21 protein-coding genes are annotated in these 19,589 nt (G+C 66.7%); 11 read left to right on the forward strand and 10 right to left on the reverse strand.

The features are described from left to right. From sufU to AB0B25_RS06330, 4 genes are all read left to right on the forward strand, one after another. The gene (gene sufU / locus AB0B25_RS06315; protein ID WP_357175535.1) at positions 1-483 is read left to right on the forward strand and encodes a Fe-S cluster assembly sulfur transfer protein SufU; all 483 of its coding nucleotides are present in this window, start codon (positions 1-3) and stop codon (positions 481-483) included. Beyond that, a complete protein-coding gene (locus AB0B25_RS06320; RefSeq protein ID WP_357175538.1) occupies positions 476-847 on the forward strand; it encodes a metal-sulfur cluster assembly factor in 372 nt (123 codons plus the stop codon). Before sufU ends, AB0B25_RS06320 begins: the two co-directional genes overlap by 8 nt. 430 nt (positions 848-1,277) lie before the next feature. Then, complete coding sequence (locus AB0B25_RS06325; RefSeq protein ID WP_357175540.1) at positions 1,278-1,589, forward strand: DUF4189 domain-containing protein; 312 nt, start codon at positions 1,278-1,280, stop codon at positions 1,587-1,589. Positions 1,590-1,854: 265 nt separating this feature from the next. Then, positions 1,855-2,304, forward strand: a complete 450-nt coding sequence (locus AB0B25_RS06330) for a DUF4189 domain-containing protein (protein ID WP_357067843.1) — start codon at positions 1,855-1,857, stop codon at positions 2,302-2,304. 207 nt (positions 2,305-2,511) lie between these two features. On the opposite strand, the gene AB0B25_RS06335 is transcribed toward AB0B25_RS06330, so the two are convergent. Genes AB0B25_RS06335 through AB0B25_RS06345 form a run of 3 tightly spaced genes read right to left on the reverse strand, consistent with a single transcriptional unit; the run spans position 2,512 to position 5,731 of the window. Further along, a complete protein-coding gene (locus AB0B25_RS06335; protein WP_357175542.1) occupies positions 2,512-4,149 on the reverse strand; it encodes an ABC transporter permease in 1,638 nt (545 codons plus the stop codon). Continuing rightward, the gene (locus AB0B25_RS06340; protein ID WP_357175545.1) at positions 4,146-5,057 is read right to left on the reverse strand and encodes an ABC transporter ATP-binding protein; all 912 of its coding nucleotides are present in this window, start codon (positions 5,055-5,057) and stop codon (positions 4,146-4,148) included. Before AB0B25_RS06340 ends, AB0B25_RS06335 begins: the two co-directional genes overlap by 4 nt. Next, the gene (locus AB0B25_RS06345) at positions 5,057-5,731 is read right to left on the reverse strand and encodes a TetR family transcriptional regulator (RefSeq protein ID WP_357175548.1); all 675 of its coding nucleotides are present in this window, start codon (positions 5,729-5,731) and stop codon (positions 5,057-5,059) included. The genes AB0B25_RS06340 and AB0B25_RS06345 overlap by 1 nt, the downstream gene beginning before the upstream one ends. Before the next feature lie 333 nt (positions 5,732-6,064). On the opposite strand from AB0B25_RS06345, the gene AB0B25_RS06350 reads away from it, so the two are divergent. After that, positions 6,065-6,685, forward strand: a complete 621-nt coding sequence (locus AB0B25_RS06350; RefSeq protein WP_357175551.1) for a hypothetical protein — start codon at positions 6,065-6,067, stop codon at positions 6,683-6,685. A gap of 103 nt (positions 6,686-6,788) precedes the next feature. Here the strand turns inward: AB0B25_RS06350 and AB0B25_RS06355 are convergent, their stop codons facing one another. Both AB0B25_RS06355 and AB0B25_RS06360 read right to left on the reverse strand, forming a co-directional pair. Continuing rightward, a complete protein-coding gene (locus tag AB0B25_RS06355) occupies positions 6,789-7,709 on the reverse strand; it encodes a Ku protein (RefSeq protein ID WP_357175554.1) in 921 nt (306 codons plus the stop codon). Positions 7,710-7,731: 22 nt separating this feature from the next. Next, positions 7,732-8,820, reverse strand: a complete 1,089-nt coding sequence (locus AB0B25_RS06360; RefSeq protein ID WP_357175557.1) for a lycopene cyclase family protein — start codon at positions 8,818-8,820, stop codon at positions 7,732-7,734. 409 nt (positions 8,821-9,229) lie between these two features. Between AB0B25_RS06360 and AB0B25_RS06365 the strand changes: the two genes are divergently transcribed. Next, positions 9,230-11,440, forward strand: a complete 2,211-nt coding sequence (locus AB0B25_RS06365) for an MMPL family transporter (RefSeq protein ID WP_357175560.1) — start codon at positions 9,230-9,232, stop codon at positions 11,438-11,440. Between the two features lie 12 nt (positions 11,441-11,452). On the opposite strand, the gene AB0B25_RS06370 is transcribed toward AB0B25_RS06365, so the two are convergent. Continuing rightward, the gene (locus AB0B25_RS06370) at positions 11,453-12,217 is read right to left on the reverse strand and encodes an SDR family oxidoreductase (protein WP_357175563.1); all 765 of its coding nucleotides are present in this window, start codon (positions 12,215-12,217) and stop codon (positions 11,453-11,455) included. Positions 12,218-12,388: 171 nt separating this feature from the next. On the opposite strand from AB0B25_RS06370, the gene AB0B25_RS06375 reads away from it, so the two are divergent. The 3 genes from AB0B25_RS06375 (at position 12,389) to AB0B25_RS06385 (ending at position 15,028) form a co-directional block, all read left to right on the forward strand. Then, positions 12,389-14,020: an ABC-F family ATP-binding cassette domain-containing protein gene (locus AB0B25_RS06375; protein WP_357175566.1), complete on the forward strand. Its 1,632-nt coding sequence runs from the start codon at positions 12,389-12,391 to the stop codon at positions 14,018-14,020. Positions 14,021-14,101: 81 nt separating this feature from the next. Beyond that, a complete protein-coding gene (locus AB0B25_RS06380) occupies positions 14,102-14,335 on the forward strand; it encodes a helix-turn-helix domain-containing protein (RefSeq protein WP_357175569.1) in 234 nt (77 codons plus the stop codon). Between the two features lie 117 nt (positions 14,336-14,452). Then, entirely contained in the window at positions 14,453-15,028 is a 576-nt protein-coding gene (locus tag AB0B25_RS06385) for a dihydrofolate reductase family protein (protein ID WP_357175572.1), read from the forward strand. Here AB0B25_RS06385 and AB0B25_RS06390 read toward each other — a convergent pair. The 3 genes from AB0B25_RS06390 to AB0B25_RS06400 all read right to left on the reverse strand — a co-directional run bounded on the left by AB0B25_RS06390 (position 15,022) and on the right by AB0B25_RS06400 (position 17,430). After that, positions 15,022-15,951 (reverse strand): hypothetical protein, encoded by a 930-nt coding sequence (locus AB0B25_RS06390; RefSeq protein ID WP_357175575.1) that lies wholly within the window; start codon positions 15,949-15,951, stop codon positions 15,022-15,024. The two genes, AB0B25_RS06385 and AB0B25_RS06390, sit on opposite strands and share 7 nt — an antisense overlap. A 44-nt stretch (positions 15,952-15,995) precedes the next feature. Then, the gene (locus AB0B25_RS06395; RefSeq protein WP_357175577.1) at positions 15,996-16,451 is read right to left on the reverse strand and encodes a hypothetical protein; all 456 of its coding nucleotides are present in this window, start codon (positions 16,449-16,451) and stop codon (positions 15,996-15,998) included. 472 nt (positions 16,452-16,923) lie between these two features. Then, positions 16,924-17,430 carry a cupin domain-containing protein gene (locus AB0B25_RS06400; RefSeq protein WP_357175580.1) on the reverse strand — a complete coding sequence of 169 codons (507 nt, stop codon included), beginning with the start codon at positions 17,428-17,430 and terminating at the stop codon, positions 16,924-16,926. A 70-nt stretch (positions 17,431-17,500) separates the two neighbouring features. Between AB0B25_RS06400 and AB0B25_RS06405 the strand changes: the two genes are divergently transcribed. Both AB0B25_RS06405 and AB0B25_RS06410 read left to right on the forward strand, forming a co-directional pair. Beyond that, a complete protein-coding gene (locus AB0B25_RS06405; protein ID WP_357175583.1) occupies positions 17,501-18,007 on the forward strand; it encodes a MarR family transcriptional regulator in 507 nt (168 codons plus the stop codon). A gap of 150 nt (positions 18,008-18,157) precedes the next feature. Further along, positions 18,158-18,952, forward strand: a complete 795-nt coding sequence (locus AB0B25_RS06410; protein WP_357175586.1) for a hypothetical protein — start codon at positions 18,158-18,160, stop codon at positions 18,950-18,952. A 13-nt stretch (positions 18,953-18,965) separates the two neighbouring features. Here AB0B25_RS06410 and AB0B25_RS06415 read toward each other — a convergent pair whose 3' ends face one another. Beyond that, positions 18,966-19,532, reverse strand: a complete 567-nt coding sequence (locus tag AB0B25_RS06415) for a TetR family transcriptional regulator (protein ID WP_357175588.1) — start codon at positions 19,530-19,532, stop codon at positions 18,966-18,968. Between the last annotated feature and the right edge of the window lie 57 nt (positions 19,533-19,589).

A 19,589-nucleotide genomic window follows, 5' to 3' on the forward strand; every position in this document is an offset into this window, starting at 1 on the left:
ATGCGCATGGAGCAGATGTACCAGGAAGTGATCCTGGATCATTACAAGCACCCGCACCATCGCGGGCTGCGCGAGCCGTTCGGTGCCGAGGTGCACCACGTCAATCCGACCTGCGGTGATGAGGTGACCCTGCGCGTCCAGCTCGATGACAACGGCGATGTCGCGGACGTGTCCTATGACGGCCAGGGCTGTTCGATCAGTCAGGCCGCTACCTCGATCCTCACCGACCAGGTGATCGGACTGCCGGTCCAGCAGGCGCTGAAGGTCGTCGATTCCTACGGCGAGATGATCTCCAGCCGCGGCACCATCGAGGGTGACGAGGATATGATCGGCGACGGTATCGCCCTCGCCGGTGTCTCGAAATACCCGGCGCGTGTCAAGTGCGCGCTGCTCGGCTGGATGGCATTCAAAGACGCGGTGGTCCGGATCACCTCCGCGGAAGAGGCCAAGCGGATTATCGGAAACGGGGAACGTCATGAGTGAGACACCAGCAACCGAAACGGTCGAAGAGGTCGAGTTGTCGGCAGACGACATCAAACTCCTCGAGGACATCGAAGAGGCGATGCGCGACGTCGTCGACCCGGAGTTGGGCATCAATGTCGTCGATCTCGGGCTGGTGTATGGACTACGGGTCGAGGAGGACAACACCGCCATCCTCGACATGACCCTCACCTCGGCCGCCTGCCCGCTCACCGATGTCATCGAAGACCAGTCCCGCAACGCGCTCGTGCGTTCGGGCCTGGTCGAAGACCTGAAAATCAACTGGGTCTGGATGCCTCCGTGGGGTCCGGACAAGATCACCGAAGACGGCCGCGAGCAATTGCGCGCCCTCGGCTTCACTGTCTGAGCCCGCACGGCGGAGTGGTCGCCCACGTCGTGGGCGATTTCTTCCGGTACGTACTCCCAAGGGCGCGTACGGGAGGCGCCGGGTCGATGGACGCCTTGGTGGAGTCGCAAGGATGGATCGGTGGCGCCGACGCGGGGTAAGCCCTCGGCGCGGTGCGGACATTGTGGTCAGGTCATGGACCGACAGCCGGAGGATGCACCCATGTCCAGGCGGAAGGTCGTGAACAGGTGCGGGTCCTCGCGATCAGGGTGTCGCCGATCCAACTGGTAGCGGTTGCCGAGACCGAGATCCCCGGTCGCACCCGACGCCGGTTCGTGCCGCGTACGAAAGAGTCGCAAAAACCATTGGGGCGCAACCGGATACTGTAAATTCGGGCGTTCTGGACCATGATCACCTCGGCACTCGCTTCGTGGCAACGGGGGAGAAACGCGTGTTGGTGCTGGGTCGAGCCGCGCTCGGCGCGGTCTTGACGTCGGCCGCTGTGATCACCACCGAGTGGCCCGCCGCCGCGACCGGCCGGCACGGCACCGCCGCCGTGTCGCGCAGCACGGGAAAAGTAGTGGCCGCCATCGACGAGCCGAGCTGGGTAACCGCAGACGCCGCCGCGATCCGGGACTGTGGTCACTACGACTGCCAGATCATGGTGCGGTTCGTGAATGCGTGCGCGGCTGTCGCGCGGGGCGCCGATGTCACGGTGCGGAATGGGCGCTGTCGCGGTTGGAGGCCGAGCGGCTCGCCGTAGCGAAGTTCGGACCGCGCGCCGCCCTTCCCGGATCTCGGCAGCGCTTGCCCGCGCCCTGCCCGGGTCGTTCTGTCCACGTGCACGAGCTGGCGAGTCGTGATCGGTGTCGGAAGTCGTCGTCGCGCTGCGCCGCATGGAGCCGCTGCACCGCGGCAACTCGGTGCGGGCTGGGCTGTGTCGAGATTGTCGGTGTACCGCTTTGGACAAATCGGATGAGCTGGACGATGATCTGAGCTCGGAGCCGGTTCGATACGGGGAGGATCATATGTCAGTGCCGCGCAAGGCTGCCCTCGGCGTCGTTGTGGCGTCCGCCGCCACCTGCGCCTTCGTCGGCAATGCCGCAGGTGAAGCAGGTGCTGCCGGGGATTACTATGGCGCGCTTGCTCTTTCGTCGAGCACCGGCGCTGTCACATCGGCGGTGAACTATCCGGACGCCGCGGCGGCGGAGGCCGCGGCGCGCACCGAGTGCGGTGTCCGGGACTGTCGCGTGGTCGTGCAGTTCTGGAACGCCTGCGGGGCCGTGGCCCGCGGTGCGGATGGCCGCTACGGCTGGGCGTGGGCCGCCACCCGCGCCGAAGCGGAACGTCGCGCCATCGATGTCCTCGGCCCCAGTGCGCCGCCCTTCCCTGACCTCGGCAGTGCCATTCCCCGCGCTGCGAGCGTCCGCCTGACGGCCTGCACGGCGACCGCAGGGCAGGCCGGAGCGTCCGGGTAGTGGTGGTCGAAGTTCTCGCCGCCCCGCCCGTCCGTTTGCGGTTGCTCAGCGGCGCGGCATATTTCGGTCCACTCGGCTGCCGCGGTACTGGGCGTCCTGCCCGTCGGCGATAAGGACTTGTCGACCGCTCGCTCCGGGTCGTCGAGCCTGCCCGACGAGCCGTCGTGACTGGACGGTAAGCGAGATCTTCCTCAGGTCGGATATTGATCAGCGCAGGTCGCGGCGCCGGAAGGCGGTCAAGCCGACGATCAGCAGTGCCAGGTCGATCAGCAGCATCCAGATCACCGGTCCGGCCTGGAATTCCTGACCCGGAACGCGCGGCGTATGGGCGAACGGTTCGAGGTCGAGCACCCACTGGGGGCACCCGGAGATCGATCCGAGCAGCAACAGCGCGATGAAACCGACCAGCACGCCCCACGCCATCGGGGTGAATCGCGGGACCAGACCGAACAGCGCCACTGTGAGCGCGGCCAGCATCCAGATCGCGGGTAGCTGAATCAGCGCGGCACCCAGGACACCGGGCAGCTTTCCGCCGATATCGTCGGCGGCGAGGCCGTACACGATTCCGGCGACGAATCCGGCGACCGTGATCGCCACCGCGGGGCCGATCAGAGCGAATATGATGTGGCTTGCGGCCCAACGGGTCCGGCTGACCGCGGCGGTCAACACCGACTCGCAGCGCAGCGCGCTCTCCTCGTTGTGCAACCGTAGGCTCGCCGAGATCGCCAGCGCGGCAGTACCGACCGCGAGCATGGTGAACGCGAGGGTGATGAACGACTCCTCGAGTGCTTGCGAGCCGCCCATTCGGGTGAACACGTCTGTGACGGCGGCGCTGTCGCCGAGTTCGTCGCCGATGTTGTGCACAACGCTGCCGATCAGCACCGCGTACAGGCACAGCCCGGTCGTCGCCACGAGCAGCACTCCGCGGTGCAGCCGCCATCCCAGCCCGAATACTCCGGTGAGCGTGGCCGCGGCCCCTGGCCTTCCGGGGCGTTCTGCGATCAACCCCGCACCGAGGTCCCTGCGGCGCAGTAATGCGTAGGCGCCGATCGTCAGGACGGCCGCGGTGGCCAGATGCAGTAGCAGCACCCACCAGCGTTCCTGCGCGTAGGGACGGACCTGCAGCGACCATCCTTGTGGGGAAAGCCAAGTCAGGACGCCGTTACCCGCGTCGCCGACCGCACGCAGCGCGAACGTGGCGCCCACAGCGCCGAAGGCGATCATGCGGGCGATGCGGGCGCCGGCGCTCAGTTGCGCGGCAACCGCGGCAACCGCGCCGAATACGATGCCCGAGCCGGCCAATGCCAGCCCGAACGCCACCGATCCGGCCGGGGAGACGTCGGTGGTGAGCAGACCCGTGGTGCCGATCAACCCGGTGGCCAGACACGCGCCGAAGCTCAGGATCAGCGCGGCAGTCAGGTTCGCAGAGCGTCCGACAGCGGTGGATTCGAGCAGCTCGGCACGGCCGGTCTCCTCGTCGGCTCGGGTGTGCCGGATGACGGTGAGTATCACCGCGACCGCGATCAGTGTGTGGAACATCCCGGCTTTCCAGATGCCGACCGCGCCGAGGCTGTCGTTGTCGATGACCCCGTACATCGCTCGCTGGGCAGGGCTGCCCATGATCGAGTTCATGAACGAGGCGCGATCGGCCTGGCTGGGGTAGACGCTGTCGATGCTGCCGATATAGACCGAGGCCAGCGGAACCGACAACAGCAGCACCCACAGTGGCAGGATGATCCGGTCCCGCCGCAGAGCCAGCCGCAGCAACTGGCCGGTTCCGGCGAACTCGGATGTCTTCGCCGCCGCGGTGGAGTGCTGAGGACGGGCAAGCGTCGCGGTGGTCATGCCGTCACCTTCTGCGGCTCACGTCCGTCGACTTGGTAGTGGCGCAAGAACAGCTCTTCCAGCGTGGGCGGCTGGCTCACCAGGCTGCGCACTCCCAACTCGCCCAATGTCCGGATCAGCTCGCCGAGGTGCGCGCTGTCCACTCGCGCGTGCAGCACATTGCCCTCGATGGAAAGATCCACGACGCCCTCGATTCGGCTCAGATCGCCGGGATCGTGGGTGAGTTCTGCCGTGATCGAGGTGCTACTCAGATGCCGCATCGCTGCCAACGTGCCGCTCTCGACGGTTTTGCCTGCCCGAATGATCGTGACGCGCTCGCACAACTGCTCCACCTCCGACAGGATGTGGCTCGACAGCACTACGGTGGCGCCGCGGTCGCGCGCTTCGGCGACGCACCCCCGAAATACCTGTTCCATCAGGGGGTCCAGACCGGACGTCGGCTCGTCCAGCAGCAGCAGATCGGCGTAGGACGAGAAGGCCGAGACCAACGCGACCTTCTGTCGATTGCCTTTGGAGTAGGTCCGCGCCTTCTTGCGCGGATCGAGATCGAAGCGCTCGATCAACTCGGCGCGGCGCTGCTCATCGATCCCGCCGCGCATCCGGGCCAGCAGGTCGATGGTCTCCCCGCCGGTCAACGACGGCCACAACGTGACATCTCCTGGCACATAGGCGATGTCATGATGCAGCGCGACGGCATCGGCCCAGGGGTCACGGCCGAGCAGCGTCGCGGTTCCGGACGTCTTGCGCAGAATGCCGAGCAATACTCGAATGGTGGTGGACTTTCCTGCGCCGTTCGGGCCGAGGAAGCCATGGATTTCTCCTTGCTTCACTTCGAGATTCAGTCCGTCCAGTGCATGCACGCGGCCGAATTGCTTGTGGAGGTCCCGCACTTCGATCACGTTGCTCATTAATTCTCCTTATCGGAATTAGTGGATGCGGTCTTCGCGCGCTCGGCGAGCAAGGTGTCCAATGCCATCCGGTCGGTGAGCAGCCCCTCGGTGTAGATCTCGACTCCGGGCAGCATCATCTGATCGCCATAGGCGCGTAGTGCCGCGCGGAAATCGGTTTTACCCTCGTCGTCTTGATGCAACTGCAAGAACAGCATCAGGCCGCCACCGCCGACCGTCGCCAGGTAGCGAGCTCTCGCCTTTGGATCCCGGCTCGGCCGTATCGTGCCCGCCGCCACGCCTTCGGCGAGGTACCGCTCGGCGTCGGCGACCGAACGCTCGAACAACGATCTGGCCAGAGCGCCTCCGCTTTGGTAGCTGCGCACGATGTAGGCGATCACCGGCGCGAACACCTCGATCTCGGCGAGCGCGGTGAGTAGTCCGGCCGGGGTGGGGTTGCGCATGTAGTCCGACTTCGTTTCCCGCACGATGTCGAGCACGTACGCGTCGCATTCCTCGCGTAGTTGTTTCTTCGACCCGAAATGGTGGTTCAACAGCGCGGGCGAAACGCCGGCGGCAGCCGCGATGGCGCGAACTCCGGTGGAAAACCCTTGCTCGCCGAATACGACGATCGCCGCGTCCCGGATCCGGGCTCGTGCGGTCAGATCTATCTCGGAAGGTTTCGCTGAACGCATGTACAGCATACTAAACATGTGTACAGGCAGCGCGCAAGAGGTGGCCTCAAGCCGAGGGTGTGCGTCGAAATTCGCCCTGCCGCAGCCGAAGTCGACCCGCAGACACCGAGGCCCGGTCGACCTCGACGACGTCCGTGCCGGAGCCGGTCGATGATGACCCGAGTCGCGGTGGCCGATGGCCGGTGGTTCGGCACGCTGCGGGCTCGTGTACCGACTTCTCCTGCACGGGTGATCGTGAGCCGGTGCTGGCTCGTGGCATCGACGATGGGGTTCGATTGTCGGAGTCGGGCGAAAGACCTGCGGGTCGAGGTGCGCGGCGGCGATGATGCGGGGGTGGACGAGCAGACATACGTGCGGACTCGGCAGTCGCTGCACGCAGCGGCGGAGTTACTGATCGCGGGCCCCCAGCATCGGGAATCGGGCACCGTCCGGTTGCGGATCGTGCCCGGGGGATTCGGGGGCGTGCGGTGGCCGGTGTCCATCGTGGGCACCGAACTCGTGTGGCCCGAAGGGCGGACAAGGCTGGCGGGGACCTTCCGCGAGGTCGCCCAGACGGCGGGCTTCGAGCCGGGAGCGCCGCAACAGGTGTACACGGACACGACCGGGACCGATCCCGACACGGCAATCGACCTGGACAGTTCGTCGGCCGGTCTGATCGAGGAGTGGTTCACCCTCGGGGACGAGGTATTGGGCATCCTCGCGCCGGATGTGACGCCGGTGCTGTGGCCAGAGCACTTCGATCTCGCGAGCGCCGTCACCGAGGTGAATTACGGGATATCGCCGGGCGACGCCGCCCACCCCGGTCCGTACGCTTACGTCGGACCGTGGACGCCACGCACCGGAGCATTCTGGAATGCCCCGTTCGGTGCGCTGCGTCCGCATGTCGAAGTGGACTCCAGTGCCGCACTGCTGGAGTTCTTCGAGGAAGGTCGCGCCCGCGCGACTGAGGGCTGACGGCCGGATTGTGCTGGAAGCCGGCTATCCGGGCGCTGCGGTGTCTCGGTGCACGGGAGACGTCCTGCCCTGGTATCAGCAGGTTACGGCCGCACGCACAAGGTCACGCGCCCTTCCGGGCGGCGGTCTTCTTGGCGGTCTTCTTCGCCGGCGTCTTCTTTGCCACGCCGCTCTTGGACGCGGTCTTCTTCGCCGTCTTCCTCGGCTCCGCCGGTTCGGAACTCTCGCCGCCGCTCGACCGGCGTCCGCTCGCTTCGAGGCTGCGCTGTAGTGCGGCGACGAGGTCTACCACCTCGGCATCCATCGCACTCGGCGCTGCCTCGGGCTGCTCGGGCACCTTCCCGGTGCCGCTGGCGATCGCCTCGTCGAGCAGGCGTTTGAGTTCGATCTGGTACTCGTCGGTGTACTGGTCCGGATCGAAGTCGTCGGACATCGTCTCGACCAGCGTCTCGGCCATCTTGATCTCCTGCGGCCGCGGCTCGGCGACGCCGTCCAGTGATTCGAAGTCGACGGCGCGGACTTCGTCCGGCCACAGCAGTGTCTGCAGTACCAGGACACCGTCACGAACACGCAGTGCCGCGAGCCGAGTCTTCTGACGGAGCGTGAAATGCACAAGGGCGGTGCGGTCGATCTGCTCCAGCGTCGTGGCCAGCAGAACGTAGGCCTTCGGTGTGCTGGAATCCGGTTCCAGGTAATAGCTCTTGTCGAACAGGATCGGGTCGATCTGATCCGAGGGCACGAACTGCAGTACCGGGATCTCGTGTTTCTCCGCCGCAGGCAGCTTCGCGAAGTCCTCGTCGGTCAGGATCACCTTGTCGCCGTCCGGAGACTCGTAGGCTTTGTCGATATCGGCGAACTGGATGGACTTGCCGCACACGGTGCAGACGCGGTCGTATCTGATCCGACCTCCGTCCTTGGCGTGCACCTGATGGAATCGAATGTCGTGGTCCTCAGTGGCGGTGTATACCTTCACCGGGACATTCACCAGCCCGAATGCGATCGAGCCCTTCCAGATCGACCTCATGCATTCCATCATGGCCGAACCGCTACGACCCGCGTGTGTGAACCGGAATCCCGAGTGTCGCGGCGGCGAAATGCCGTCGTAGCCGCCAGGGCAGCGCGGCGAACAGCGCCCGCATCGCCGCGACAGTGCCGTTGAGGTCGGTGCGACCCGACAGATACGCACATTGCGCGGCCGGGGGCAGCGTGAAGAAGGTGTCGAAGAACACGGGGATATCGGTGGGCGGCAACGCCAGCACCGCCCGCAGCCCGGCGGCGCGCAGGTAGTGCACGGCCCGCGCGGCGGCCGGCCATACGTCCTGGCCCGACGCCACCGCATCCGCGGTGGCCAGTGTGGTGGCGACGCTGAATCCGGTCGCAGGGTGCAGGAAGCCGCCTGCCGCCCCGAATGCGTGTCTGCCTGGTCGTCCGCCCTGGACCGGGAAGCGAACTCGCTCGACCGGCTCCGAGCCGGTGAGCTGGATGCCACGGGAGCGTAATCGCTGGTGCAGGCGTTCACGCAGTTCAGTGCCCGGCAGCGCCGGACGCCCGGCCAGACAGGTCTCCTCCAGCAACATCCGCCCAGCACCCAGCGGCACCGCGTAGAGGAACGACGGCGGCGCGTCGGGCGGTGCGCCATGGTCGGTGCGCCAGTCCATGAACAGCGGGTCGAGTCCCGCGCAACGTTCGGCGGCCAGCATCAGGCCGTAGGCGGTCTGCTCGGCACGTGCGGGTGACCGGGCGATGCCACGTGCGTCGATGACACGGCCCGCCGTGATAGTTTCGCCCGATGCCAGGGTCACGCTGCCGGGCGTGATCTCGACCGCGCGGTCCGCGATCACGCGCGCCCCGGTCAGGTCCAGGGACTGCCACAGTCGGGCGGTGTCGAGTACGGCATAGGCGCGGTCGAGCGAGTGCGCACGGGTTCCCCAGGCCATCGGCCGTTGGACCATGGCGGCGACGACCTCCGGCGCGAGCCAGTCCGGCAGCTCATCGGCCCACGCCGCGTAGGTGGCCGACCACGCACGGTCCGGCGCGGGATCGACGGCGGTGATCATGAGTCCGCGCGCCAAGCCGCGATGTGCGAGGGCGCGCCCCGCCGGGCCGAGACCGCAGACGACGAGGTCCGGCGTCATGCTGTGGCCCGTCGGTCCTGCGCAGGTGCGCCTCGGTGCATCATCTGATCGGCCTCTCGTTCGCTTGCTCCGTGTCGGAGCCTAGCCGCCGTGTCGATGCGATCCGGGGCCCCGGCATCCCTCCGGTCGCGGGCGATCGCCTCGCGTGGCAGGTGATCGCCGTTCGAGGGCGGTGCCCGGATCGTCCGTGCGGATATGACGCGGGATGTGTTCGCGCGCACTGGGTTTTCGCTCCGCGTTGCTAGGATTCCGGAGCGCTGGCGCATGCTCCCCGGCTCCGGTGTCGAGGTGGCAGAAGGCGTTCGGCGTACCGGTGCGTCGTGGTGGCGCGTCGGACAGGTGGTCTACCGGCGACACCGCGGAAGTCCGAGGACGAGACGGTGCGGCGCAACGAGTTAGGGGTAACGCAGTGTTCGAGCTGACCAGGCGGCGCAGCCGGTGGATCCTGGGCGTGTTCGTAGTGCTCGCGCTGGCGATGGGAAGTCTCGGCGCGACGTTGTTCGACCAGGTGCAGGGCGGTGGCTATATCGACCCTGACAGCGAATCCAGCCGGGCGGCAGCGCTGCTGCGCGATACCTTCGATCAGGCCTCCCCGAACCTCGTATTGCTGGTGCAGACACAGACGTCGGTGGACGACGACGCCACGGCCATCGCTGCGGCGCAGCTGGCGGCCGAGCTGACCTCGGCCTCCGACGTCACGAACGTCACCTCGTACTGGACCGACAAGACACCCGCGCTGCGCAGCGCCGACGGCACGAAGGGCCTGATCGTGGCCGGTGTCCTCGGCGAGGCGGCCGAGACGGACAAGCGGGTGGGTGAACTCGCCGAGCGATTCGGCGGCACGCACGGCCCGCTCGAGGTACGGGTCGGTGGCTACGCGATGCTGCTGCACGAGACGGCGCAGGAGAGCCAGAAAGACATCCTCCTCGGCGAGTCCATCGCCTTCCCGATCATGCTCGTCGCGCTGCTGCTGGTCTTCGGAGGCCTGGTGGCGGCCAGCCTACCGCTGGCCGTGGCTGTGATCACGGTGATGATCACGGTCGGCGTGCTCTGCCTGATCGCGAGTATCACCGACCTCGCAGCGACCGCGACCACGGTCGCCACCCTGCTCGGCCTCGGCCTGGCGATCGACTACAGCCTGCTGATCGTCGGCCGCTACCGCGACGAACTGATCGCCGGGCAGCAGCCCGCGGCCGCGGTGGTGGTGACGATGCGCTCGGCGGGCCGTACCGTCGTCTACTCGGCCGTCACGGTCGCCATCGCGTTGTCGGGTCTGCTGTTCTTTCCGCCGCTCGCCGTGCGATCGATGGGGTATGCCGGGCTCGTGGTCACGGTGGTCGCGGCGGTGGTCGCGCTGACCGTACTGCCCGCGATGCTTTTCCTGCTCGGCACCCGAATCGACAGCGCCCAGCTGTGGTGGTTCCTGCGCGCGGCCCGGCCCGCGCCGGGCGAGGGCGCCTGGCATCGCCTCACCCGCTTCGTGATGATGCGGCCGGTGCCCATCGGCCTTGCGGTCACCGCGTTGTTGCTGGTGCTCGGCGTGCCATTCCTCGGTGTGAATCTCGGCTTCCCCGATGAGCGTTCGCTGCCGGAGTCGATGAACAGCCGCCAGGTCAGCGAGACGATCCAGCGTGAATTCATCGCCACCGAGCAGCACGCCATCGTCGCGGTGTTGCCCGAGAGCGCTTACAGTGCAGCGGGATTGGACGCATACGCCAGGAAGCTGTCGGAGCTCGAGAACGTCCGCCGGGTCGACACCGCCACCGGTGGCTACAGCCAGGGCGGACTGCTCGCCGTCCCCACCGCGGCCCACGACCGATTCCGCTCGGTGAACGCGGCCTACCTCTCCGTGGTCCCGGACAGCACCGCTCCCGCGGTGCTGGAGCGGATCGCGCGTGATGTGCGCGCGACGCCCGCCGGCACACCGGTGCTGGTCGGCGGCGTCGCCACGGTGAATGCGGACGCGACCGACTCGGTGATCTCGACGCTGCCGTACGCGCTCGCCTTCATCGTGCCGATCATGCTGGTAGTGCTGTTTCTGCTCACCGGAAGCGTCGTGTTGCCGCTGCTCGCGGTGGTGCTCAGCGCGCTGAGTCTGATCGCGACCTTCGGCGTGCTGGTCTGGATCTTCCAGGACGGGCATCTGGCCGGGCTGCTCGGCGTCGCCAGCACCGGCGACCTCTCGCCGATGGTGCCGATCGTGCTGTACGGCGTAGCGTTCGGGCTCGCCATCGATTACCAGGTATTCCTGCTCGCGCGCATCCGCGAGGAGTATCGGCGCACCAGATCCAACGCGCTCGCGGTCACCTCGGGACTGGAGCGGACCGGCCGGATCGTCACGGCGGCCGCGGTGCTGATCTCGCTCGTCTTCCTCGGCTTTCTGGCTTCCGACCTCAGCTTCATGGCGGTGTTCGGCATCGGTCTGCCACTTGCCGTGGTGGTGGACGCGACGTTGGTGTGCGGGTTCCTGCTGCCCGCGGCCATGGAACTGCTCGGTGACTGGAACTGGTATCTGCCGCACCCGCTGCGCGCCCTGCGCGAACGCTCGGGCATCGAGGGAAGGCTGCCCGCACCCGGGACACCCGGGCGAGAGGATTGGCTCCAGCCCGTCCGGCTTTGACCTCGGCGCTGGTCAGAGTCCGCCGGTGGACAGCAACCCGCCGTCCACCCGCACTGTCTCGCCGGTAATCCACTCCGCCTGGTCCGAGACCAGGAACCCGATCAGGCGCGCCACATCCTCTGGACTGCCCAACCGCTTCATCGGGTAGGCCTGCGCGGCCCGCTCCTCGTCGGCCGAGTACAGCATGTCGGCGAACTTCGTCTTGACCACGCCCGGCGCGACCGCGTTGACCCGAATCTTCGGGCCGAGCTGCCAGGCGAGTTCTTCGGTGAGGCGGATCAGGGCGGCCTTGGACGAACCATAGGCACCGATCACGCCGGTGGACCGGATGCCTGCCACGCTCGCGACGTTGACCACGGCGCCGCCATGGTCGCGCATCCATGCCTTGAATGCCTCCTGGATGTAGCCGAGGGCCGCGACCACGTTGACATCGAAGATCTTGCGTACCGCATCCAGGTCGGCGTCCATCAGCGAGCCGAACACCGGGTTGATGCCGGTGTTGTTGATCAGCACGTCCAGCGAACCGAATTCCGCGACTGTGCGCTCGACCGCGGCCGCCCGATCCTCGGCAGCACCGGAGTTGCCGGCCAGTGCGACGATCTGGCCTCGGTGTCCCAGGGCGCGCAGTTCCGCGGCCGCTTCCTCCAGCGCATCTTTCTTGCGTGCGGTGATCAGCACATTCGCGCCGCGGCCGAGCATTTCCGCCGCCACCGCCTTGCCGATGCCCCGGCTGGCCCCCGTGACCAGAGCGCTTCTACCCAACAGATCCGTACTCATGCCATGAGACGCTAGTGCAGCTACCCGTCCGATCCGTTACCGCCGTCACATGCGCGGTGCTGAGTGGCGGGGCTGCGGTCGACCCTGGGTAAAATCGTTGGTTCATGTGCGTATCGGGTCGCACAATCGAGCAGCAACCATTCAGCACCACCGATCCGCAAGGAGAAGCCTGTGATCACCGCGACCGACCTGGAGGTCCGGGCCGGAGTCCGCACCCTACTGTCGGCCCCAGGCCCGGCGCTACGGGTGCAGGCGGGCGACCGGATCGGGCTGGTCGGGCGCAATGGTGCCGGCAAGACCACCACGCTGCGGATCCTTGCCGGCGAGGGTGAACCCTACGCGGGAAAGATCCTGCGCTCCAGCGATATCGGCTATCTGCCGCAGGACCCGCGCGAGGGCGACCTGGACGTACTGGCCCGCGACCGGGTGCTGTCCGCGCGTGGCCTGGACACGCTGATCCGTGAGATGGAGAAGCAGCAGGCGCTGATGGCCGAGGTCGCCGACGAGAAAGAGCGGGACAAGGCCGTCCGCAAGTACGGCAGGCTCGAGGAGCGCTTCGCCGCTCTCGGCGGCTACGTCGCCGAGAGCGAGGCCGCCCGCATCTGCCACAGCCTCGGGCTCCCTGATCGGGTGCTCGGCCAGGCGCTGCGCACCTTGTCCGGGGGACAGCGCCGCCGGATCGAATTGGCGCGCATCCTGTTCGCCGCCTCCGACGGCAGCGGCGGCCGTTCGGACACGATCCTGCTGCTCGACGAGCCGACCAACCATCTCGACGCCGACTCGATCACCTGGCTGCGCGGCTTCCTGCAGAACCACGACGGTGGGCTGATCGTGATCAGTCACGATGTAGAGCTGCTTGCCGACGTGGTGAACAAGGTGTGGTTCCTGGACGCGGTGCGCGGCGAGGCCGATATCTACAACATGGGCTGGAAGAAATATCTGGACGCCCGAGCCACCGATGAGCAGCGCCGTCGGCGTGAACGTGCGAACGCGGAGAAGAAGGCAGGCGCCCTGCGCGCCCAGGCGGCCAAGCTCGGAGCGAAGGCGACGAAAGCCACTGCGGCGCAGAACATGGCCAAGCGCGCCGACCGCTTGATGGCCGAACTGGACGATGTGCGCATCGCCGACAGGGTCGCCAGGATCAAGTTCCCCGAGCCCGCGCCCTGCGGCAAGACGCCGCTGATGGCCGAGAACCTGACCAAGGTCTACGGCTCGCTGGAGATCTTCACCGGCGTCGACCTGGCGATCGACCGCGGCAGCCGGGTTGTGGTGCTCGGCCTCAACGGTGCGGGCAAGACCACGCTGCTGCGCCTGCTCGCCGGGGTCGAGCAGCTGACCGCGGGCGCGCTGGTGCCAGGGCATGGCCTCAAGGTCGGGTACTTCGCCCAGGAGCACGACACCCTCGACGACAACGCCACCGTGTGGGAGAACATCCGCCACGCCGCACCGGACGCGGGCGAGCAGGATCTGCGCGGACTGCTCGGCGCATTCATGTTCTCCGGCCCACAGCTGGAGCAACCTGCGGGCACCCTCTCCGGTGGTGAGAAGACCCGTCTAGCGCTGGCCGGTCTGGTCTCTTCGGCGGCGAACGTGCTGCTGCTCGATGAGCCGACCAACAACCTCGACCCGATCTCCCGGGAGCAGGTGCTCGACGCGCTACGCACCTACGCCGGCGCCGTCGTCCTGGTCACGCACGACCCTGGCGCAGCGGAGGCATTGTCTCCGGAACGGGTGATTCTGCTTCCGGACGGCACAGAAGATCATTGGTCGGCCGAATATCTGGAACTTATTCAGCTTGCGTGATTTTCATCACACGAACCCGTTGATCATGGCCTGCTGAGTGCTTAGCCTGGAAGGACGCTGCTCGGCGACTCGGAGGAAGCCATGAGCGACAGGCCCACACAAAGCAAGGCCACATTAGGTAGGGGCACACGCGTCACCGGGAAGTCACGTGACCGCCTACAGACTCAGCTGAAGAAGCAATACGAGGCGGGAGCGAGTATCCGGACGCTGGCGCGGTCTACCGGCCGCTCCTACGGCTTCATTCATAACGTGCTGGTGGAGTCGCATGTGCAGCTCCGCAGTCGTGGTGGAGCCAACCGCCGCAAGAGTCAGTAGCGTCCGGGGCGATGCCGAACAGGTGTCGGCGGCAAGTTTTTCGCCGACGCCGCGATGAATCGGCGCCATGCGGACCGTCTGCATCGTCGAACGACATTCGCCGACGGAAGGAACCCTGTGGCGCGGACCCTGCTGGTGCAGATCATGGTGACGTTGGATGGATACGCGGCAGGCCAGGATGGCGCACTGGACTGGATCGAGGTCGCCGACCCTGAGCTCGACGCGTATCTGGCCGAGCTGCTCGGCGGCGTCGACGCTCAGATCTTCGGGCACACGTCCTACGACGTGCTCGCCGGATATTGGCCGGACGCGCAACGGAATCCGGCGACGCCCGGTGATGCGATGCTCGCGCCCCTGGTCAATACCCTGCCCAAGCTGGTGCTGTCGCACCAGCCCGACCCGGAGCTGCCGTGGCAGCCTGCCCGTCGGATCGGTGCCGACCTACTCGCCGAGGTAGCGGATCTGAAGAACAGTCCCGGCAGGCCGGTTGTCGTGTTCGCCGGCGTGCGCACCGCGCAGGAGTTCCTGCGCCTGGACGTGGTGGACGAAATACGGCTGCTGGTGTTTCCGGTGCTGCTCGGCGCAGGCCGTCGACTGTTCGACGAGTTCGCGCCCCGCCAGTTGCAGTTGGTGGACGCCGTGTCGTTCCCGAAGTCGGGTGTGGTGCTGCAGATCTATCGCCGGAATCAATAGCCGGCGACCATGCCGTCGCCGTTCACGAGCAGGTTTGCCAGACTTCGGAAGATCGGCAATCCGGTCTTGATCTCCAGGTACGCGAATTGGCCCTGCGGATTGACCTCCAGGAAGTAGTACTCGCCGTCACAGCCGAGCCGAATATCGAGGACACCGAAGGACAATCCGAGCGCGCCCATCAGCGTGGCCAGTGACTTGCTCACTGCGGCAGGCAGATGATCGGGCACGAAATCGACCGACGTATCCAGGCGGGAGTCGACTTTGCCCAGGCCGGCCTGCGAGTCGATGCGTACGGTCCATTCGATGCCGTCGACCCACACCACCCGCAGGTCGCAGATGGCATCGACATAGTCCTGGAAGGTGGTCGGCGCCGAGCGGATCGCGGTGAGCCGGTCGAAATCGTCCCTGGTGATGATCCTGGTTTCGGCGAACTCGGCCCGGCTGGTACCGGTGCGCTTGAAAATAACCGGGCCGGAGCGTGATTCGATGAAACTGCGGGCCTCGTCCGGGTCGTTGGTGATCAACGTCTCCGGCACGGCGAACCCGGCTCGCAGCGCCGTTTCCAGTTGCACGATTTTGCGGCCCGCGGTGCGATCGGCGCCGGGGTCGTTGACCCAGTGGGCCGGGATCGACCAGAGCAGACCCTGGATGAACCCATCGCACTCCGACTGGCGAAAGTCGTTGTCGGAGGCGCGGACCCCGGCGGGTACCCGGGCGGGGTGCGGGCGCCGCCACCATACCGATCGGACGTCGTCCAGCCCGATCAGGTGCGAGAGCGAGCGCGCGGTGCCGAACCGGTCCAGCCGGAAACTTCCGGACTCGCGCGGGAAATCGCGCAGGTCGAGCTGGATCGGGGTGATCCCATGGTGCTCTCGTAGTGTCGCGGCCACCGCGGAACCGTGTAGATCATCGGATTCGGACACGATCAGAACCGAATCCTTCCGGCGGGCCGCCATGTGCTGTCCGTTCAGTCGAGACTGTCGCAGTTGATGCCGTCGTCGCTGCCGTCGAACGATTTGGTCTGGCAGTAGGTGGACGTCGCGCTCTTTCCACCTGGGCAGTCGACGAGTTGCATCCGGTCGGCCCAAATTTCGGTGAGCCTGCGCAGGTGATCGTCCCCGAGTGCTTCCGACGGCGCGTCCGCGAGGGTCATCGGCCGTTCGACCAGGTCGATGCGCAGCCGCCGGGTGAAGTCGGCGGTCGCGCCCGCGCGGATGTCCACCAGGACCGGGCGTCCGTCCTGATCGGGGTACGCGGCTTCGGAATCGGTGATCCGTACAACGTCGCAGCGACGAAACGTCCACGTTCCCTCGGTGACGCGCACGGTGATATCGCATTCGGACTCCGCGATCAGGAGGCCCTGGAGCGGAGGAATGCGGACACCGTGCGGCTCGGTCTCGGGAAGGCGGATTGCGTCGGTCATAGCGGTTTCTCCGATCTGCTCGTGATTTGCCACGACCCCCTAGCGTAGGAGCGATCATATCGTGGGCAGGGCGAAGAGCGGCTCGGATCGCGAGATTTCGCGGCTGGTGGCAAACCGGATTCCGGTATGGAATGGGCTAGCACCGAAAGATTTCCGGCAGGTCAGGAAGAGTAGCAGCGCAACCTTCCAGCTATCGGTGTGTGACGTGGAATCGGTGCGTGTAGCCCAGGATTGGCGGTGTCGACATCCGCACCTACCGTCAATAGACGGCGAGTAGGTTGGAGTAATCGGCGGGTTCGGCGACATGCCTGCTCGGTGACGCGACAAGTTTGCGGGCGCTCGGATCGGGCGGTCCGGCGATGGCGGGGGCTCGTGTGGCGTCGGTGGACTACCCGTCGACCGTGTGGCGCTCACGTCGACTCTCGATTGTCGCGGTGTGTCATCGGGCGCCGCGCTGGCGTATTCAGGCTGCTCAACGCCGGTTCGCGTTTCGCTCGGCCCACCAAGCGGGCGCGTCGACGAAATGATTGTCGAACTCCTGCTGGGACGCCGCGAGATCGGCAAGGGTGGATTCGCCTTTGCCGATCCGGTCCAGGAGTCGGAAGTACTCGAAGCGCCGCACGCCGGGCATGAGCGCGATCACGATCCGCGCCGAGCTGTCCGGAGTGGCGCCGAAGGCGTGTGGCATGAACTTCGGCACAACGATCGCGCCTCCGGCGCCTACCGTGACGATTCGGTCGCCTGCCAGTAGTTGCAGTTCTCCGTCCGCGATGTAGAACAACTCGTCGGACTGCGTGTGGTAGTGCGGCGCCGCGCCGTCGGCGCCGCGGGCCATGGTGACCTCGAGTGTGCTCACTGTGCCTCCGGCCGGTTCTGCATCGATCAGCAGGCGGATTGTGACCGACTCGGTACCCAGCGTCTCCGCGTCCTGCGGCTGACGAATGGCGACGTCCATGCGGGGGGTGGTGTTGGCGGGCATCTCGGCCTCCGTTAGTTCGGTGATTTATAATTCGCTAACGAACTATATACCGGCGAATAGACTTCGGTCCATGACCGAGCAGACAGCAGATCCCGTCGACGCGATCGTGGCGCAGTGGCGGCGCGAGCGTCCCGATCTCGACCTCGACGCCATGGCGGTCATCGGACGCCTCGGCAGGCTGATGGTGGTGGCGCAGCGCGAGATCGAGGCGGTCTTCGCCACACACGGGCTGCAGCGCGGAGAGTTCGACGTACTGGCGGCGCTGCGCCGATCGGGTGAGCCGTTCGAGCTGAACCCGTCCGTGCTCGCCGACACACTCATGCTCTCGCGCGCGGGCATGACCGGGCGGCTGGACCGACTGGAGGCGGCAGGGTGGGTGCGGCGGGTCGCGGACGCGGATGACCGCAGGGCGATCCGGGTCGCGCTCACCGACGCGGGGCGGGAACTCATCGATACCGCGGTCACCGAGCACACCGCGAACGAGACCAGGTTGCTGTCCGTGCTCACCGCGGGTGATCGGCGCGAACTGGATCGGATCGTACGGGCGCTGCTGGAAAGCATGGTGCCCGGCGTGTAGCCACACGGGGTCATCCGCCCTGTGGATCGTGCTCCGCGTGGCGAAACGCGTGTCGCGATGAAGTAGCCCGCTACTCGGGTCGTGCAGTGCCGCATGGGTCTACCGTGAAATCCCGTACCGAAGGTCGGTGCGGTGCGCTAGGAGACCACGATGATCGACATCATCACGCTCCGCGGCACCGGCGAGCCGCGGAATCCCGACGGCACGCCCGCGGGCATCCTGCACGAAGTCACCACACTGCTCGACACCGACCGATTCAGCGCTTTCGAACCGGACTGGCCCGCCGCGGTGGGCCCGGCGCCGGACGTGTGGGGCCCCTCGCTGGATACCTCGGTGCGGCTGGGCATCGCCGCCGGGGTGCGGGCGATCCAGAACTCACCGAATGTCTGCGGGCTGCTGAGCTACTCACTCGGCGGTATCTGCGCGAGCCGGATCCTGGAGGGCGTCAGATCGGGAAAGTACAAGAACCTCAACGGCACTCCACTGGAGATCGCGTTCGTGGTGAACATCGCCAACCCGTTGCGTCGTGCGGGCGAATCGGTTGGAAACCTCTGCCCGTCGTCGACTTTCGGCCTGCATGGTCAACGCGGTGCCTGGCCCGTCTCGGTCGCCGTCCGTGAGTACGCGAACCCCGGCGACATCATCACCGCGGCCCCGGCGGACTCGCCCCTGCGCATCATCGACATCGGCATCTCGCCGTTCTCCTTCGTCGAGGGCGCTCGCATCGGCGATGTCGCACCGCTGATCTTCGCCGAACTACTCGAAGTGCTGCTGCGGGACCCGATCGAGAACCTCGACCGCTATTCCACGGCGGTCCGCGGTGTTATCGGCTACCTGACCCCGTGGCCGGACGGGCAGCACGTACGCTACGCGACCCACACGATGCCGGGCACGAACGTGCGGTGGACGACGCACGCGGCGAACTACGTGAACGCGACGTTCTGACGTCGTCGACTGATCAGTGCCTGCGGCGGACCGAAGCCTCGACGAGATCGAGGACGGCGGAAAGGTTTTCATTGGTGTGACCGGAAGCGATGCGGGCGATCAAGCCGTCGAGGACGAGATCGAGGTAGCCGAGCACGACGTCGGTGGGGACGTCGTCGCGCAATGCGCCCGCAGCCTTGCGGCGTTCCAGGCGGGCCAGGGTGGCAGCGGTGAGTTCGGCGGAGCGCTGGGTCCAGCTCGCCCGGAATTCAGGGTCGGTGCGCAGTCGACGTGCGATCTCCAAACGTGTTCCGAGCCAGTTGAACTGCTCGGGGTGGGCGAGCATATCGCGCATCACCTGCACGATGCCCTGGTTGGCCGCGACGTCGGCCATCCGCTCGGCATCCTCTTGGGCGAGGGCGAGGAACAGCGCATCCTTGTCCCGGAAGTGGTGGAAAATGGCGCCGCGCGACAGACCGATCTCCTCTTCCAGACGGCGCACCGTGGCGCCTTCATAGCCGAATTCGGCGAAGCAGCGGCGTGCCCCGTCGAGAATCTGGCTGCGCCGGGCGGCGAGATGATCGTCACTGACCTTAGGCATGGCGGGTTCCTCCGAGGGAAGCGGGCGTGCGGCGCGGGGCGGGCGGTGCCACGTGCC

Source organism: Nocardia sp. NPDC049190 (assembly GCF_040648115.1).
Lineage (GTDB): Bacteria > Actinomycetota > Actinomycetes > Mycobacteriales > Mycobacteriaceae > Nocardia.

Coding starts and splice junctions, on each gene's coding strand:
- AB0B25_RS06395 (WP_357175577.1), bottom strand. CDS start 16,451: ATGACCGACGCAATCCGCCTTCCCGAGACCGAGCCGCACGGTGTCCGC.
- AB0B25_RS06330 (WP_357067843.1), top strand. CDS start 1,855: ATGTCAGTGCCGCGCAAGGCTGCCCTCGGCGTCGTTGTGGCGTCCGCC.
- AB0B25_RS06405 (WP_357175583.1), top strand. CDS start 17,501: ATGACCGAGCAGACAGCAGATCCCGTCGACGCGATCGTGGCGCAGTGG.
- sufU (WP_357175535.1), top strand. CDS start 1: ATGCGCATGGAGCAGATGTACCAGGAAGTGATCCTGGATCATTACAAG.
- AB0B25_RS06400 (WP_357175580.1), bottom strand. CDS start 17,430: ATGCCCGCCAACACCACCCCCCGCATGGACGTCGCCATTCGTCAGCCG.
- AB0B25_RS06345 (WP_357175548.1), bottom strand. CDS start 5,731: ATGCGTTCAGCGAAACCTTCCGAGATAGATCTGACCGCACGAGCCCGG.
- AB0B25_RS06340 (WP_357175545.1), bottom strand. CDS start 5,057: ATGAGCAACGTGATCGAAGTGCGGGACCTCCACAAGCAATTCGGCCGC.
- AB0B25_RS06410 (WP_357175586.1), top strand. CDS start 18,158: ATGATCGACATCATCACGCTCCGCGGCACCGGCGAGCCGCGGAATCCC.
- AB0B25_RS06320 (WP_357175538.1), top strand. CDS start 476: ATGAGTGAGACACCAGCAACCGAAACGGTCGAAGAGGTCGAGTTGTCG.
- AB0B25_RS06335 (WP_357175542.1), bottom strand. CDS start 4,149: ATGACCACCGCGACGCTTGCCCGTCCTCAGCACTCCACCGCGGCGGCG.
- AB0B25_RS06380 (WP_357175569.1), top strand. CDS start 14,102: ATGAGCGACAGGCCCACACAAAGCAAGGCCACATTAGGTAGGGGCACA.
- AB0B25_RS06370 (WP_357175563.1), bottom strand. CDS start 12,217: ATGAGTACGGATCTGTTGGGTAGAAGCGCTCTGGTCACGGGGGCCAGC.
- AB0B25_RS06415 (WP_357175588.1), bottom strand. CDS start 19,532: ATGCCTAAGGTCAGTGACGATCATCTCGCCGCCCGGCGCAGCCAGATT.
- AB0B25_RS06360 (WP_357175557.1), bottom strand. CDS start 8,820: ATGACGCCGGACCTCGTCGTCTGCGGTCTCGGCCCGGCGGGGCGCGCC.
- AB0B25_RS06355 (WP_357175554.1), bottom strand. CDS start 7,709: ATGAGGTCGATCTGGAAGGGCTCGATCGCATTCGGGCTGGTGAATGTC.